At 37.5% G+C, this 14,502-nt stretch carries 19 protein-coding genes; 11 read left to right on the forward strand and 8 right to left on the reverse strand.

What is annotated here, in order from left to right; all coding sequences use genetic code 11:
• Window positions 1–34: 34 nt before the first annotated feature.
• Window positions 35–487, reverse strand: coding sequence for a hypothetical protein (locus tag AC6I5C_RS17345; RefSeq protein ID WP_497906263.1), 453 nt, complete (start codon window positions 485–487; stop codon window positions 35–37).
• A gap of 83 nt (window positions 488–570) precedes the next feature.
• On the opposite strand from AC6I5C_RS17345, the gene tnpA reads away from it, so the two are divergent.
• The gene (gene tnpA, locus AC6I5C_RS17350; RefSeq protein WP_497906264.1) at window positions 571–1,008 is read left to right on the forward strand and encodes an IS200/IS605 family transposase; all 438 of its coding nucleotides are present in this window, start codon (window positions 571–573) and stop codon (window positions 1,006–1,008) included.
• A 216-nt stretch (window positions 1,009–1,224) separates the two neighbouring features.
• Here the strand turns inward: tnpA and AC6I5C_RS17355 are convergent, their stop codons facing one another.
• From AC6I5C_RS17355 to AC6I5C_RS17380, 6 genes are all read right to left on the reverse strand, one after another.
• Window positions 1,225–2,073 carry an IS3 family transposase gene (locus tag AC6I5C_RS17355; protein WP_497906280.1) on the reverse strand — a complete coding sequence of 283 codons (849 nt, stop codon included), beginning with the start codon at window positions 2,071–2,073 and terminating at the stop codon, window positions 1,225–1,227.
• Complete coding sequence (locus AC6I5C_RS17360; RefSeq protein WP_497906265.1) at window positions 2,019–2,477, reverse strand: helix-turn-helix domain-containing protein; 459 nt, start codon at window positions 2,475–2,477, stop codon at window positions 2,019–2,021. The genes AC6I5C_RS17355 and AC6I5C_RS17360 overlap by 55 nt, the downstream gene beginning before the upstream one ends.
• Before the next feature lie 234 nt (window positions 2,478–2,711).
• Entirely contained in the window at window positions 2,712–3,077 is a 366-nt protein-coding gene (locus AC6I5C_RS17365) for a hypothetical protein (RefSeq protein ID WP_497906266.1), read from the reverse strand.
• Entirely contained in the window at window positions 3,053–3,439 is a 387-nt protein-coding gene (locus tag AC6I5C_RS17370; protein WP_497906267.1) for a hypothetical protein, read from the reverse strand. The genes AC6I5C_RS17365 and AC6I5C_RS17370 overlap by 25 nt, the downstream gene beginning before the upstream one ends.
• Window positions 3,432–4,646 (reverse strand): tyrosine-type recombinase/integrase, encoded by a 1,215-nt coding sequence (locus AC6I5C_RS17375; RefSeq protein WP_497906268.1) that lies wholly within the window; start codon window positions 4,644–4,646, stop codon window positions 3,432–3,434. The genes AC6I5C_RS17370 and AC6I5C_RS17375 overlap by 8 nt, the downstream gene beginning before the upstream one ends.
• Before the next feature lie 740 nt (window positions 4,647–5,386).
• On the reverse strand, window positions 5,387–6,010 hold the full coding sequence (locus AC6I5C_RS17380) for a helix-turn-helix transcriptional regulator (RefSeq protein ID WP_497906269.1): 624 nt from the start codon (window positions 6,008–6,010) through the stop codon (window positions 5,387–5,389).
• A gap of 161 nt (window positions 6,011–6,171) precedes the next feature.
• Between AC6I5C_RS17380 and AC6I5C_RS17385 the strand changes: the two genes are divergently transcribed.
• The 10 genes from AC6I5C_RS17385 (at window position 6,172) to AC6I5C_RS17430 (ending at window position 12,449) form a co-directional block, all read left to right on the forward strand.
• A complete protein-coding gene (locus AC6I5C_RS17385; RefSeq protein ID WP_497906270.1) occupies window positions 6,172–6,795 on the forward strand; it encodes a superoxide dismutase in 624 nt (207 codons plus the stop codon).
• Window positions 6,796–6,854: 59 nt separating this feature from the next.
• Window positions 6,855–7,355 (forward strand): DUF2480 family protein, encoded by a 501-nt coding sequence (locus AC6I5C_RS17390; protein ID WP_497906271.1) that lies wholly within the window; start codon window positions 6,855–6,857, stop codon window positions 7,353–7,355.
• An 8-nt stretch (window positions 7,356–7,363) separates the two neighbouring features.
• Entirely contained in the window at window positions 7,364–7,912 is a 549-nt protein-coding gene (locus AC6I5C_RS17395; protein WP_497906272.1) for an NADPH-dependent FMN reductase, read from the forward strand.
• 64 nt (window positions 7,913–7,976) lie between these two features.
• Window positions 7,977–8,855: a helix-turn-helix domain-containing protein gene (locus AC6I5C_RS17400; protein ID WP_497906273.1), complete on the forward strand. Its 879-nt coding sequence runs from the start codon at window positions 7,977–7,979 to the stop codon at window positions 8,853–8,855.
• 83 nt (window positions 8,856–8,938) lie between these two features.
• Window positions 8,939–9,520, forward strand: coding sequence for a sugar O-acetyltransferase (locus tag AC6I5C_RS17405; protein WP_497906274.1), 582 nt, complete (start codon window positions 8,939–8,941; stop codon window positions 9,518–9,520).
• Window positions 9,521–9,617: 97 nt separating this feature from the next.
• Complete coding sequence (locus AC6I5C_RS17410) at window positions 9,618–10,577, forward strand: alpha/beta hydrolase (RefSeq protein ID WP_497906281.1); 960 nt, start codon at window positions 9,618–9,620, stop codon at window positions 10,575–10,577.
• Window positions 10,578–10,651: 74 nt separating this feature from the next.
• A complete protein-coding gene (locus AC6I5C_RS17415) occupies window positions 10,652–11,113 on the forward strand; it encodes a cyclophilin-like fold protein (RefSeq protein ID WP_497906275.1) in 462 nt (153 codons plus the stop codon).
• A 172-nt stretch (window positions 11,114–11,285) separates the two neighbouring features.
• Entirely contained in the window at window positions 11,286–11,807 is a 522-nt protein-coding gene (locus AC6I5C_RS17420) for a cupin domain-containing protein (protein ID WP_497906276.1), read from the forward strand.
• 11 nt (window positions 11,808–11,818) lie between these two features.
• Window positions 11,819–12,217 carry a (R)-mandelonitrile lyase gene (locus AC6I5C_RS17425; protein ID WP_497906277.1) on the forward strand — a complete coding sequence of 133 codons (399 nt, stop codon included), beginning with the start codon at window positions 11,819–11,821 and terminating at the stop codon, window positions 12,215–12,217.
• Window positions 12,218–12,221: 4 nt separating this feature from the next.
• Entirely contained in the window at window positions 12,222–12,449 is a 228-nt protein-coding gene (locus AC6I5C_RS17430) for a tautomerase family protein (protein WP_497906278.1), read from the forward strand.
• 102 nt (window positions 12,450–12,551) lie between these two features.
• Here the strand turns inward: AC6I5C_RS17430 and AC6I5C_RS17435 are convergent, their stop codons facing one another.
• Window positions 12,552–14,360 (reverse strand): glycoside hydrolase family 2 protein, encoded by a 1,809-nt coding sequence (locus AC6I5C_RS17435; protein WP_497906279.1) that lies wholly within the window; start codon window positions 14,358–14,360, stop codon window positions 12,552–12,554.
• Window positions 14,361–14,502 lie beyond the last annotated feature (142 nt).

Genomic DNA, 14,502 nt, shown 5'->3' on the forward strand with positions numbered 1-14,502 from the left:
AATCGGAAGCAATGAATTATACACGGTGTTGTGTTTAGTTTTTTAATTTTTGTCCGTTTTTGAATTTCACTTCTTCTTTCAGATTTCCATCACAACTATAAAACTTCCAAATTCCATCCATTGAATAATCTGCCACAGGATGCTCATAATAAATCCCATGTCCCTCAGACTCTAAAGAGCCATCAGTTCTATAATTTTTTAAGTAACATTTTTCAGCTCCTCCATCAAGTTCAATTGGATTAATCATTTCGAACCAAACCCGTCCAAATCTTATTTGTTGAATTGTAGAATCATTTGGTTTCTTTGTTATTATTCCATTATTTACTTCAAATTCTAATTCATCTTCTGTTGGTTTGTATTCTTGCCAAGTTAGTGGGCAAGGAATTTCTATATTTTCATCACTTTTAATAGCAATATCCTCTTTTTTTTGTGAATTCGCACAACTGATTAGAACTATTCCAAAAGTGAAAATTAGTATTTTCTTCATTTATTGGTCTCAATTTAGGGTTCAAAACCCTGCACTTTTAGTGCAGAACTTTCAGTAATATAAAAAATCTATATCTTAGAAGTATGAGTAGGAATATAAGAAAAGGATCTCATACGGTAAGTAATTTGTCATGTCATGTTGTATGGGTTACAAAATATAGATATCATGTGTTAACAGGTGAAGTTCAAGAACGTTGTAGAGATGTATTGAAGCAAATTTGTGAAGCGGAGGAGGTGGAGATATTAAAAGGAGTAATCAGCAAGGATCATGTGCACATGCATTTGTCGTATTCCCCCAAGCATAGTATCAGCTATTTGGTAAAGATGTTGAAAGGGAGGAGTTCGCAAAAGCTTCAACAGGAGTTTCCACGATTAAAAGAACGTTATTGGGGGCTGCATTTTTTGGCAAGTGGCTATGGAGCTTGGAGCACAGGAAATATAACAGATGAAATGGTTGATGAGTATTTGGAACATCATCGCAAACTAGGGGATCCCAATACTTCCAATTTTATATTGGAATGAACAAGGGGACTTTCAGTCCCCCGTTATAATAAACCTCTGCACTTTAAGTGCAGAGTAGTTTAGTTTTAATTCTGACTAACGTCAAATTTTTAATTTATAAAATCCCTCAAAATTTGCACGTTATCCGAAGAAATTAATCTCGTTTTCGTGATATGTATTATACTGAAATAGGTTGACCTTTTTTCGGTTGATTTTCGGTTGTTCAAAACGATGTTTTCAAATCGTTAGAGGATTTAAAATTACATTATTTTTTCGATACGATTTGTAGTTGATGTTTGGATTGAGATGTACTTCGGCTGGTTTTCTCAGATCCAGGCTAAAATGAGCTCTTAGGTTGTTGTAAATATAGACCGCTTGCTGTGTCATTTTTTGGTCTAGTTCCGTGTTTTTAATGGTTTGTTTCAGCCCATATTCATGTTTTAGGGTTCTGTTAATACGTTCTGCAACGGCGTTTTCATAAGGATCGTATTGCTCTGTCATGCTCATGGTAATGCCGTTTTGTTCAGCAAACTGCGAGTATTTGGGATTGCAGTACTGGAACCCTCTGTCAGAATGATGGATGAGCTTTTGGTTGCGATATTTTCTGTTTTTAATGGCCATGGCGAGTGCATCTTTGCAAAGAGATGTTCTCATATGGCTGTCGAGTTTATACCCCATAATTTGCTTGGAATAGGCATCGGTTACCAATGCTAGGTAGTTGTGTCCGTTTTCGGTTTTAATGTATGTTATGTCGCTTACCCAAAGCTGTTCTGGTGGGGTGGGGACGTGGTCCTTAACAAGGTTTTTATATTTTTTGAACATGTGGTTGGAGTTTGTTGTGGTGATGTAATTTTTGGCTTTAGGTATTAGTAATCTGTTAAGCCTTAGAAACCTATAGAATTTATCTCTGCCAATCTTAATATTGGCATCTATAAAATCTTGTTTCAGCTCACTGTAGAGCTTGATTCCACCAGTTTTAGAGCCTACTTTTTTACGGTAACCCTTAACTAAGGAAATTAGTTTTAGTTGGTCTATTTCTTGTTTTTGTTGTGTTTTGAGTCTTTTGTAGAAGGCTTGCTTAGATATCCCAAAACATCCATAGAGCCATTTTCTTTTAAACGGTCTTTTTTCTTTTGCTCTATCTCTTTTGCCAATGTTTTGGGCAATGACTTTTTTGACATATCGACGCCTGTAATAAGTTCCATATCAGCGATAATGTCCTGTTGGAAGTCCTTTTGGAACTCCAGTTCTTCAATACGCTCTTTCAGCTTTTTAATTTCGTCGTTTTTGCTCATACCTGTGTTTCGTTGCACTAAGGTACTGTATTTTCTTAACCAATAGGCTATGGTGGTTCTGGGAACCTCGTATTTTTTGGAAGCTTGGTTGTTGGATAGCTGTCCGCTAAGGATTTGGTCAACGACCAGAAGTTTGGTCTCTAGATTGACTTTTTGGTAGCTTTTTTTTCGCCAGTGTTGTTTTTCGTGTTTCATAAGTGACTGTAATTGTTTGTTCAATTTTTAGTCAACCTATTTCAGGAAAATTCAGGAGTTAAATTAGGGACTCCCTGTTTCTGTTGCCAATTACGGCTTCTACAGGAATTGCTACAGAATTTTTGTTGGCCTTTTCTTTTGGGTATGTAGTCATCGCCACAATAGTGGCAAATTTCGGTTTCCTTCATTTATGCGTAAATTAAACGTTTGATTTACGCATAAATGTAAGAAAGTTTACAGATCCAACCTAAAAATACCTTTTAAAATACTTCTTTCGGCTTCCTCATTGCTGATAAGCGGCTGTTTTTTAACGGGCTTGTCAGTAATTGTTTTTGCCTTTATTTTTTGAGGGGTATCGGTCAAAGGTTCTTTTGGGGTTTGATTGTGGACTCCTTCAAAACTAAAACCGTTATCGTTTAATTTTTGGAGCTCATCAAAAGAATCCCCAATGATGGATTTTATATTCGGCTTGACATTTTGGGCCTGGAAATTCGGTTTGCAGAAGTGTTGGACAAAGAGATTTCTATGTTCGGTGTAATTTGTATGCTGTAGCCTGAAAAGGGGAGTGGCTTCATTCAAATTATCGAGGTACTGGGCCATGTTGTCATTGAGCCAACTAGTGACATAACAGATGGCCTCCAACTGTTCCAGATATTTTTTGCCACATAGTCAAATTCAAGTGTTTCCGATTCACCTTTTTTGTGTAGCAGTTGGAAAAAGTTTTTTTCCAGTGTCCCTGCTTTCAACATCATTTTGCCACTGTCCCGTTTGCTGTCCAGTTCAATTGGACCCGCATAGTTGTCGAACAGCATGGCTTTGTTTAAGAAGTCCTTTTCATTTAGGGCTTCAATTTTCATAAGTTCCTCCGCCAAAATTGAATCGTTCGGAATGAAGAACAGAAAATCTATCCATAGATTTTTAAGGAGATCCAAATAGAAATCGTGTAGGGGTGTTCTATCCATTGGCTTGTTTTAGCATTTCAGAATAATCTTCGGGCAGTTCGGCATCGATATCCCTCAAATATTTTTCCAGAGCGGCCATGGAGGAATGTCCAGTAATGAGCATGAGCTTGCTTTTGGCTTCAAAAGGAGACGATTCTTTTACCAAAGCCCTGTAGAGTTTGGTGATATAGGTATGCCTGAAACTGTAGAGCCCGTAATCGGCTCCCAAATTGAAATGGTCCTTTACCACTTTTTTGAACCGCTTTGAGAAATAGTCTCTTTTATTGATCAGTGCCGTGTCCCAGTCCCCTCCCAATTTATCGGGAGTGAACAGTACGGATTCGCCGTCCATTTTTGAGAGGTCTGGCAGTTCGTTCCATAGAATCTCAGGGATTATCTTGGTCTTCAATGGACTGTTCTTTGCCTTAAATTGAATGGTCCTATTGTTTATATTGATGTCTTTGACCTTTAGCCTACAGACTTCGATCGGTCTCAAAAAGTTATAGGAGATAAACTTTATATATAATAGGAGTATGGGGTCTTTCTCTTGTAGATATTCAAATATGGCCTCTTGGGTTTCGTTGGAATAGGTCTTGTTCCTCTCGGGTGTGGACTTTAGAACAGGGATTTTCTTTATGAAGTTCGATTCTATGATGTCATTGTCCTCCAAGACCTGCACAAGACTGCTCAAATCCGTTCGGTAATTGTTCCTGTTCCTTGCACTGGTATTTGTGAGCATGTCGTTTAGAAATGCAGAGACCACTTTTTTGTTCAACTGTTCAATGTTCTTGACCTCTGGAGCATTGTTTTCGACCCACTTCAGAAACGTATCGACCCTGCCTTCGTATCCCTTTACGGTTGTTTTGCTGAGCAATTTCCTTTTGATGTTCAGGGAAAAGTCAAAGGCTTCCCTAAGGGATGTTTGGGGGATTTCAGCCTCAGGAGACTTTGTTTCAATTGATATTTTCTCCTCTTTGGGAGTGTTGTCCAGTTCGGTCTTTGGAACAACGGTATTTTCCTCTTCCTTTTTGCCGTTCAGTTTTTGGTAGAGTTCTGTATTGTCAGCAAACGGGTTGTAGCCCTTCTTAAGAAGTTTCAGGATGGTCTTTCTGTAAATGGTCAGTACTTCGAGGCGCTCTTCTTTGGTTTTATATTTATTGGTCTCACCATAAAAGGGGGTAATCCGTTTTAGCTTTCCAGATTTCGGGTCTCGAAATGAAAAATACACGTACCAACGTTTGGAAATATCGCCCTTTGCGGTGTAGATTTTTGGGTTGGAAAAATTCTTTTTTTGGACAAATCGTATGCAGTTTCGTATTCACTTTCGTATGCAAAAGCAATAATCTGTTCAGATGTAAACATAAAAAAAGCGGTTTAGTAAAGCCTAAACCGCTCGTTTGCAAATGATTGCTTGTTGTAGCGAGACCGAGATTTGAACTCGGGACCTCTGGGTTATGAATTCTTCAACTTAAAAAATCTAGCGTTGATTTTCAGTTGATTATGAATAGTGGTGCTCAAAATCGTGTTCAGCTTCCTGTGCGGAATTGTGTTCACGTGATTAATAATAATGGCAATTTAGAAAATACAATCGATATAGAGAGCTAATTAATTTAATAATTCAAATTTATTTAAAAAAAGAGAGGTTATATTTGAATTATTAGTTTCAAGTTTTATAAGTAAAAATCTACAACATCAGCCAGAGACAATTCAGATGGAGCCACACATGTGTTGAATTTTATAGTGGAAGCCCCAAGGATCCAAAATCAGATATTCAAGCCTTCTGCCAACCTATTCATGATTTGAAGAATGTAAATATGGAGTGGATGCTGCTTATGAGTTGGAAGGCCTATCCCTAAAGCCTAGTTACATCAAATGAATTCCCTTCCAAAGTGAGCAGATAAGGATTTAAACAAAAAGAAGTTGTTTTCAGTAAACGGAAGTAACTTCTTTGTTTTACAGCAATTGTATTTAATCCTTTGCACTTATTTTATAAGTGCACCGTTGTCCACCAGACACAATATGCTCCATGCGCTCTACAATAAATTCATCGCCAAAAAGCTGTTGGAAATTGTTTAGTTCGCTTCTGCAGAATCCTTGGCATTGGGTGGCTGCGGCACAAATAGGGCAGTGGTTTTCAATTAAAAAATAGTCGTTGTCTTCTTTTTTCCATTCGGCCAAATAGCCTTCCTTGGAACGTATTTTGCTTAATTTGTCTAGACGATCTTCTATGGTCTTGCTGTTTTTTAGGGCTGTGCTGTACATTTCAAATACTTTAGACTCCCTGTCGTTAATGAGTAAATCCAGAGCATTGTTTCCTAATAGATTTTTGATAGACTCTAACAATTCTACTGTAACCTGTGCATGGGAATCTGGAAATTCAGAAGCACTTTGTGTACTTAAAGAGTAATAAGTGACAGGTCTGCCTACGCCTTCGCTTCGCGATGTAGACTTTACTAAATTTTTGTTTATCAGTTTCACTAAATGCAAACGTGCTCCTTCTCTTGTTATGCCCAATTCGGATGCTAGGGAGTTTAAGGATACTTCGCCTTGCATTTTTAGGATCATCAGTATTTTGTCTGCTGCTTTCTTCATTTTACAATAAAATCATTGTTTTATTTGTCTTGCAAAGGTATTAAATAATAATCAAATAGTTCTTTTGGAAATATTTAACAATAATAAAGCAAGTTTTTGCTTGTTTTATTATTGTGCCCTATTTACTTTTGTACCATTATTAATCTTAAAAAATTAGAACGATGAGTTTTGTATTACCAGAGTTAGCTTATGCTTACGATGCATTGGATAGCTATTTTGATAAAGAAACAATGACTATTCACCATCAACGCCACCACCAAGGTTATGTAAACAATCTTAATCAAGCTGTGGCCGATGGCGGTTTGGAAGGTGAAACTTTAATAGGTCTTCTACGTAATGTAAGCAAGCACAGTACGGCAGTTAGAAATAATGGAGGAGGGCACTATAACCACTCGTTATTTTGGAGTATCCTATCGCCATCTCCAAAAACGGCACCAGAGGGTAAATTGGCTGAAGATATCAATGCAACTTTTGGAAGTTTAGACGGATTGAAAGAGCAAATAAGTCAAGCAGGGCTGAAGCAGTTTGGTTCTGGATGGGCTTGGTTGTACGTGAAGTATAACGGGACACTTGCTGTTTCGGGTACCGCTAATCAAGATAATCCATTAATGGATACCAATGTAACAGATCAAGGGTTTCCTATTTTAGGTGTTGATGTTTGGGAGCATGCCTACTATTTAAAATACCAAAATAAGAGAGCTGATTATTTGGAGGCATTTTGGTCTGTATTGGATTGGGCTGCTGTTGAGAAAAAATATGAAGAAGTACTTGCAGCAACTTTGTAATGTCTGAAATCTATTGCTGCGGGCAAGGTGCTTATTAGTTGCCTTGCCCTTTTTTTATTATGTCAGAAGAAGTATTTATTAATAAAGTTCAGGACAATGGTATTGTAACTGTGGACTTGGAAGCTTACAGACCTCTAGAAAACAGTTTGTTTTTTGATATTAAGGAGGGCTTGTATATGGAACTGCTTTTAAAAGAAAAGGAGTTCAAAGCATTTTTATCTGAAGTGAATTGGGACATCTATAGAGGTAAACCGGTAGCTATTGGTTGCACTAGTGAGGCCATTGTGCCCATGTGGGCTTATATGGTGGTAGCTGATAAGTTGAGTGATGTTGCTTCGCAGATTGATTTTACAACTTCAGAACAATTGGATGTTAACCTTTGGAAGCATAATGTGTTATTTACAGATTTCAAACATCTTAGTAATCAAAAAGTGGTGGTAAGACAAAGTCAGCAGGTGCCACCGGAGCTGTACATTGCCATAACCAGTAAATTGAAGCCTCTGGTAAAAACCTTAATGTACGGTGAGGCTGGATTGCCTAAAGTAATTTTTAAAAAATAAGAATTGAAATGAAAGTATTGATCTTTAATGGGGCTATGGAACGCAGTGAGAATGCTACATCCGAGCGCTTAACACGTTTTTTGCAAGAGTGTCTTCAAGAAAAGGGCGTAGAGGCCAATGTGTTTAAAATAGCGGATTCAGGGATTCCGCTTTTTGATGTTTCCTTACAAAACACCCCTAAGTCGGTAGAATTGATGAATCATATTTTTCGCGAAGCCGATGTGCATATATGGTTAACACCACTTTACCATGGCAGTATGACAGGGGTAATGAAGAACTGTCTGGATTGGTTGCAGTACAGTGCCAATTTGCCTAAACCTTATCTTACAGGGAAACTAGTTGGTTTAATGTGCTGGGCCGATGGGGTGCAGGCTATGCAAGGAATAAATGCCATGGATTCGGTGGCAAAGGCTTTGAGAGCTTGGACTGCACCATTGAGCATTCCTATGCAGCGTAGTGAACTGTTTGATGTTGAAGGAAACATAACTGATCAATACAAAAAGCGTATCGATATGTTGATTAGTTTATTGATGCAATCAATGCCAAGTAAAGTTTAGTTTGAAAAGTTTTGTTTCAAAAGGTTATTTTAGAATTATAGTTTGAATTTCTTAACTTTGCATTATGGCAGAATTAAAAGAAAGATCGGTTTCAGAGTTCAATAATGAACTTAAATTAAAAGGATTCAATATTTTTCAAATAGAAAAGGACGGCAATGCTACTAAGGTGTATAGTCGTAAAGATTTCTATAAAATCTGTTTAACAACGGGGAAAAGCATCATTCACTATTCCGATAAAAGTTACGAAGCCGACGATACCATTTTATTCTTCGGAAATCCACATGTGCCATATTCATGGGGAACATTATCAACAACTTATGTTGGGTATACCTGTTTGTTTTCGGAAGAATTTTTAAAATTATCCGATCGTTCTGAAAGTATTTTACAATCGCCATTATTTAAATTTGGGGGAACACCCATTCTAAAAATTTCAAAGGAGCAGCGTGAGTTTTTAAATCGTATTTTTGAGAAAATGATTGAAGAGCAGTCATCTGACTATGCACACAAAGATGATTTAATTCGAAACTACATTCACCTTATTATACATGAGGCTTTGAAGATGGAGCCATCAGAGAATTTTGAACAACACATGAATGCTTCAGAGCGTTTAACTACTGTGTTTTTAGAATTATTGGAGCGTCAATTTCCAGTAGAAAGTGCGGATAAACCCTTAGGTTTAAAAACTGCAAAACACTTCGCAGATAACCTTTCTGTACATTCCAATTCATTAAATAGAGCGGTGAAAGAAGTGACAGGAAAACCTACATCTGTTCATATTTCCGAGCGCATAACTCAAGAGGCCAAGGCTTTGTTGCATCACACCAATTGGAACATTAGCGAGATTGCCTATGCTTTAGGCTTCGATTACCCTACCTATTTTAATAACTTCTTTAAAAAGCAGACTGGTACCAATCCTAAGACCTTTAGAATGGACGCTGTTTGAATTTCTTAGTTTTTGGTTTGATTTTCTTTACCACCTAGGCTGACTTAGGACCTAATTTTGTACCATAATTTTAAGTGAATATTATGAGTGCAGAAAAGGAACATACTAAAACCCCAAATATTTTTGATAGAATATTATCTGGAGAAGTCGTGTCTTTTAGCGATTCTGACTTTTATCAACTTGCAGAACAATCAGAAAGAACGATTGGTTTACTAGTAGACTTGAACGCTTCCAAATCACTTGAAGATATCAGAACACATTTAAGTCGTATCACAAAACAAGAAGTAGATGCTTCAACTACAATTTATACGCCATTCAGTATTAATTATGGTAAAAATTTAAAATTAGGTAAGAACGTTTTTATCAATCAAAATTGTCAAATGTTAGACTTAGGCGGTATTACCATTGAAGATAACGTTATGATAGGGCCTCGCGTTAATTTATTATCTGAAACCCATCCTATTGAATCTGAATTACGAGATGCGCTTATAGGTAACCCCATTCATATTAAACAACATGCATGGATAGGAGCTGGCTCAACTATTCTTCCGGGAGTAACTGTAGGTGAGCATTCGGTGGTTGCAGCAGGAGCAGTTGTTTCTAAAGATGTTCCAGACAGAACAGTGGTAGCAGGGATTCCAGCAAAAATTATGAAATCAATTTAAAACTAAAAACAGAATGAAACATAAATTATTACTCGCTGTATTATTAATGGGTACGGTGGTATTTGGTCAAACAAAGTCAAATAAAAATTTAAAAAACATGAGTGCAACAGCAGAACATTATACGTTCAAACTAAGCGATAACGTAACCAGAGAAAAAGTATCCTTTAAAAATCGTTACGGAATTACATTAGCAGGTGATTTATATACACCTAAAAATAAAGAAGGAAAATTGGCGGCACTAGCAATTAGCGGACCTTATGGTGCGGTAAAAGAACAGTCTTCAGGGTTATATGCAAACCAAATGGCAGAACGCGGATTTATTGTTTTAGCTTTCGATCCGTCTTACACAGGAGAAAGTAGTGGTGAACCACGTCATGTATCTTCGCCAGATATCAATACCGAAGATTTTAGTGCGGCAATTGATTTTCTTGGATTGCAGGATAACGTCAATAGAGAAAAAGTAGGGATTATTGGAATTTGTGGATTCGGAGGATTTGCACTTAATGCAACAGCAGTAGATAAACGTGTGAAAGCCGTAGCTACAACCAGTATGTACGATATGTCTAGAGTAACGGCAAAAGGCTATTTTGATTCTATGACGCCTGAGCAACGTACAGGGATGTTAGAGCAACTAAGTGCACAACGTTGGGTAGATGCTGAAAACGGAACATCGGCATTATCAGGTTTAGGATTGCCAAATAAAATTAATGGTCAGGAGCCAGAGTTTGTTCAAGGGTATTTTAATTACTATAAAACAGAACGCGGATTCCACCCAAGATCAATCAACTCAAACAGCTCTTGGACAGTAACAACACCATTATCTCTAATGAATATGCCAATTTTAACATACATCAAAGAGATTTCACCAAGACCAATATTAATTATAGCAGGCGAAAATGCACACTCACGCTATTTTAGTGAGGACGCTTATAAAGCGGCAAATGAGCCAAAAGAATTAATGATTATTCCTGATAAAGTACATACCGATTTATATGATCAATTGGATGTGATTCCATTTGATAAATTAGAAACATTCTTTACTGAAAATCTTAAATAATGAATTTGAATATGGCCCTTTTACAGGGTCATATTTTTTACATTCTATTTTTCCAATTTAAAACTCTAGTAAAAATGAAGGCCTTGTTAATTATAGCGTTATCCGGACTTATGGGATGGTTTCTTTTTGATAGAGAAGGTAAAGCCGAAGGGGTGAACCAGCAAAATACTTTAGAACACATGAAACTGAAAATCACTTTTGAAAATACTGAACTTACAGCAAGTCTATACGATAATGCTACTGCAAGAGACTTTATTTCCATGTTGCCTATAACAACAGAATTAAAAGATTATGCCAGTAACGAGAAGATTTTTTATCCGGAAAGAAAACTAACATCGGAAGGTGTTCCAGGTGGTTACAAGCCATCGAAAGGAGATATTACCTATTATGCGCCTTGGGGAGATGTGGCCATATTTTATAAAGATTTTAGTTTTTCATCTGGGCTTATCGGTATTGGGAAAATTGAGAATAATGGTGTTGAGAAGCTTAGGCAAGTAGGTGAAATCCCTGTAACCTTTGAATTACTTCAAGAATAGTAGCGTGTTGCTGTTTGAATTTCATAACTATTGGATTGAATTGTTTAAAACGATTAGCTATGAAATCTGTAAATTAGTGGTGCTTATTTTGTGGTTTAACTGGTTGATTTTTAATGGTTAAATATGTTGAGGAGTAAGTCGAAATAAAGTGATATTTAGATAATTAGTAAAGATGAAATATTTAAGTCGTACCATTTTAGTATTAATAATTTTCACATTAGGATTATTTCAAAGTTGTAAGCAACAGGCAGAGACAGCTGTAGTTGAAGAACAGAAAGAAGTTGTTCAGCAAGAGAGCGATACCAATTTTATCTTCCCAAAAGGGGAAAAGGGCTCTGACAAGTTTTTTACGGGAAATGCTTATAACACGGGCTTGGTAGCCATGGATTCAACCTATACAACCTTGGTTGGGAATGTCTATTTCGAGCCTGGCGCCCGTAGTAATTGGCACACACATCCGGGTGGGCAAATATTGATTATTACAGATGGCGTGGGCTATCATCAACTAGAGGGAGAACCTATACAAATCATGAAGAAGGGTGATGTGGTTAAGTGTCCTCCAAACAAAAGGCATTGGCATGGAGCGAGTCCAAATCAAGGGTTGCAGCAAATGTATATTGTGCCCAATACCGAAAAAGGAATTGTAAACTGGATGGAAGCTGTGACCGATGAACAATATCATATGAATCAATAAAATAACCTATCATGAAAATTTATAAAAACGGAGATATCCCATCCATGAAAGGACCAGATGCTTGGTTTACAGGGGAGGTCATTGTAGATCCCTTATATCAAAATATTGAAAACGTTACCAAAGGTGCCGCAGCGCTTGTAACCTTTGCGCCAGGGGCAAGAACGGCATGGCACACACACCCAGCTGGACAAACCTTGATTGTGCAATCTGGATTGGGGTGGATTCAAAAAGAAGGTGGGCCAATAGAGGAAATTCGCCCTGGTGATATCGTGTATTTTGAGCCGAACGAAAAACATTGGCATGGAGCATCGGCAACCAAAGCGATGAGCCATATAGCCATTCAAGAGGAAGTGAATGGAGAGGTAGTGACATGGATGGAAAAGGTTTCGGACGAGCAATACTCAAAATAGAACGATGCCACATATTCAAGTAAAATTGCTTTCAGGTAAAAGTGAGGAACAAAAGCAGGAATTAACCAAAGCGCTTATGGAAGCAGCGCAAAGTGTTATTGGTTATGGAGACGAATCCTATTCGGTAAGTATTAAAGATTTTTCACTTCAAACTTGGAAAGATGAGGTGTACCCAAATGATATCCTGGGTAATCAAGACATATTATATAAAAAACCGGGGTATAAGATGTAATCGAAATTAAAGTTTCGGAAATAAATATAGCTTCGTATAAAACAAAAAACCGATTGCTTCGAAAACTTGTCAATCGGTTTTTTTGTTTTTAAGAGAGCAATTTTACTTTCTTGAGTAATAATCTTTTAGAATAAAAAATGCTTTCTTTTTGATGCCTTTTTCAGAGATTAAACCTTTGCGGTTCCAACCATCCTGAACGCCCGGTAATTGTCGTAAAGGCGACATATAGTCCACTAAAATCCATGGAGTCATTCCAACCATGCCATCAATTTTGTCAAACATGGCAATACTTTCTTTATAAAGGTCTTCTTGGAATTCTTCACTCCATCGTGTGCGTTTGTCACCATGAAAACCTTGTAGTGCACCACCGCCAAATTCACTAATAATGATTGGTTTTTCAAATCCAGAGGTAAAGGATTTGGTTCTGCAAGCCTCAGGCAATCCGCCGTACCATCCCAAATATTCGTTGATGCTTAGGATGTCTAACTTTTCAATAAGTGGGTCGTTATAGGTGTAAACGCTATCCGGGTGCCCGTCTAATTCTTGGTCTTTTTTAATGGCTGCCGAAATCAATCTGGTTTGGTCAATGCCTCTAATGTAATCGGCCATTTCAGATAGGAATTCATTTCTTGAAGGGATAGGTGCTGTTTCGTTGGCAATGGACCAAATGATAGAACTAGCGCGGTTGTAATCACGGTTGATCATTTCGGCATATTGAGCCTTGGCTTTTTTGAGCACTTCGGGGTTTTCCCATTGAATTCCCCAATATAAAGGCAATTCTTCCCAAAGCAAAATTCCTAATTTATCGGCTAGTCTCACCAATTTCTCTTGATGTGGGTAATGTGCCAATCGTATGAAATTACAACCAAGTTCCTGTGCCCATCCCAAAACCAATTCGGCATCTTCAATGGAGTTGGCACGATCCTTTCTAAGTGGGTTTTCATCGTGTAAACAAATGCCTTTTAAAAACACAGGTTTTCCGTTAAGCAGGATTTCTTTGCCTCTGGTTTCAATGGTTCTAAAACCTATCTCGTCATTGATACTGTCTTCACCAGCTTTAATGGTGATGTTGTATAATTTAGGAGTCTCTGGCGACCATAGTTCCAAGTTTTTAACATTCACTTGAAAGTTGGTTGCGCCTTCTGGGTTCACATCAATTTCTTGGTCTATTTTTAATTCAGGAATAAGGATGCGGGCCTTTTTTGGTAAAGAGGTGCCGGTAAGTTCCAGTTTCCCATTGATGTGCTTCGTTTTTTGATTAAGGGAGCTTCGATCCAACGATAGAAAATAGTTGTTGATAAACGCATTGGGTACCTCAATTAGTTTAACACCTCTAGTAATTCCTCCGTGGTTGAACCAATCGTGTACTTTGGCAGGAATGTCGTCAGCATCTCGTTTGTTGTTCACGCCAATGATTAGGAAATTGTCCTTTTCTTTCATCAAGTCGGTGACTTCAAAATTGAATGGAGTGTAACCACCTTCATGTTTTCCCAATGTTTTGCCGTTGAAGGTTATGGTGGCCGTTTGGTTGGCTGCACCTATATAGACAAAATAGCGTTTGTTGGAAGAAAGGTCTGGTTTGTCAAATGTTTTTCTGTACCAAATAGAAGATTCAAAATACTCCAATTCGGCTTTTTGGGTGTTCCAGCCTCCGGGTACATATAGTGTTCTACCTTCAGTAAAGCCATACTCAACTCTACCTGTTTTATCGGTAGGTTCGTAGTTGTCGGAAATGGCTCGACCTCCCATGCCGCCAGTTTCGTAGGGGTCTAGGATGTAGTTCCATTTTCCGTTGAGGTCTGTATAGGTTCGGTTTTCTGTATTAGAAATAAAGGTGGTTTGTGCCTGTGGCGAAAGTGTCCATAGACATAGAAACAGGGCTATGGATAGTTTTAAATGTTTTTGTGACATTGGAATTTTAGTAATTGGTATTGTATCGAATAAAATCTTACTGCAAGATAAGGGTATTTACAATTTTTTGAACTTTAGTTTTTTTATATGAAATTTTAAAAATTATGGTTTCCCTTCATAATAAAACCAATCAAAAACCGCT

This window comes from Mangrovimonas sp. sgz306409, from assembly GCF_059735265.1.

Excerpts from the sequence above, each read along its gene's own strand:
- AC6I5C_RS17380 (WP_497906269.1), bottom strand. The coding sequence starts at position 6,010 with ATGAAGAAAGCAGCAGACAAAATACTGATGATCCTAAAAATGCAAGGC.
- AC6I5C_RS17425 (WP_497906277.1), top strand. The coding sequence starts at position 11,819 with ATGAAAATTTATAAAAACGGAGATATCCCATCCATGAAAGGACCAGAT.
- AC6I5C_RS17365 (WP_497906266.1), bottom strand. The coding sequence starts at position 3,077 with ATGGCCCAGTACCTCGATAATTTGAATGAAGCCACTCCCCTTTTCAGG.
- AC6I5C_RS17405 (WP_497906274.1), top strand. The coding sequence starts at position 8,939 with ATGAGTGCAGAAAAGGAACATACTAAAACCCCAAATATTTTTGATAGA.
- tnpA (WP_497906264.1), top strand. The coding sequence starts at position 571 with ATGAGTAGGAATATAAGAAAAGGATCTCATACGGTAAGTAATTTGTCA.
- AC6I5C_RS17390 (WP_497906271.1), top strand. The coding sequence starts at position 6,855 with ATGTCAGAAGAAGTATTTATTAATAAAGTTCAGGACAATGGTATTGTA.
- AC6I5C_RS17415 (WP_497906275.1), top strand. The coding sequence starts at position 10,652 with ATGAAGGCCTTGTTAATTATAGCGTTATCCGGACTTATGGGATGGTTT.
- AC6I5C_RS17435 (WP_497906279.1), bottom strand. The coding sequence starts at position 14,360 with ATGTCACAAAAACATTTAAAACTATCCATAGCCCTGTTTCTATGTCTA.
- AC6I5C_RS17345 (WP_497906263.1), bottom strand. The coding sequence starts at position 487 with ATGAAGAAAATACTAATTTTCACTTTTGGAATAGTTCTAATCAGTTGT.
- AC6I5C_RS17360 (WP_497906265.1), bottom strand. The coding sequence starts at position 2,477 with ATGAAACACGAAAAACAACACTGGCGAAAAAAAAGCTACCAAAAAGTC.
- AC6I5C_RS17385 (WP_497906270.1), top strand. The coding sequence starts at position 6,172 with ATGAGTTTTGTATTACCAGAGTTAGCTTATGCTTACGATGCATTGGAT.
- AC6I5C_RS17400 (WP_497906273.1), top strand. The coding sequence starts at position 7,977 with ATGGCAGAATTAAAAGAAAGATCGGTTTCAGAGTTCAATAATGAACTT.
- AC6I5C_RS17395 (WP_497906272.1), top strand. The coding sequence starts at position 7,364 with ATGAAAGTATTGATCTTTAATGGGGCTATGGAACGCAGTGAGAATGCT.
- AC6I5C_RS17420 (WP_497906276.1), top strand. The coding sequence starts at position 11,286 with ATGAAATATTTAAGTCGTACCATTTTAGTATTAATAATTTTCACATTA.
- AC6I5C_RS17410 (WP_497906281.1), top strand. The coding sequence starts at position 9,618 with ATGAGTGCAACAGCAGAACATTATACGTTCAAACTAAGCGATAACGTA.
- AC6I5C_RS17370 (WP_497906267.1), bottom strand. The coding sequence starts at position 3,439 with ATGGATAGAACACCCCTACACGATTTCTATTTGGATCTCCTTAAAAAT.
- AC6I5C_RS17430 (WP_497906278.1), top strand. The coding sequence starts at position 12,222 with ATGCCACATATTCAAGTAAAATTGCTTTCAGGTAAAAGTGAGGAACAA.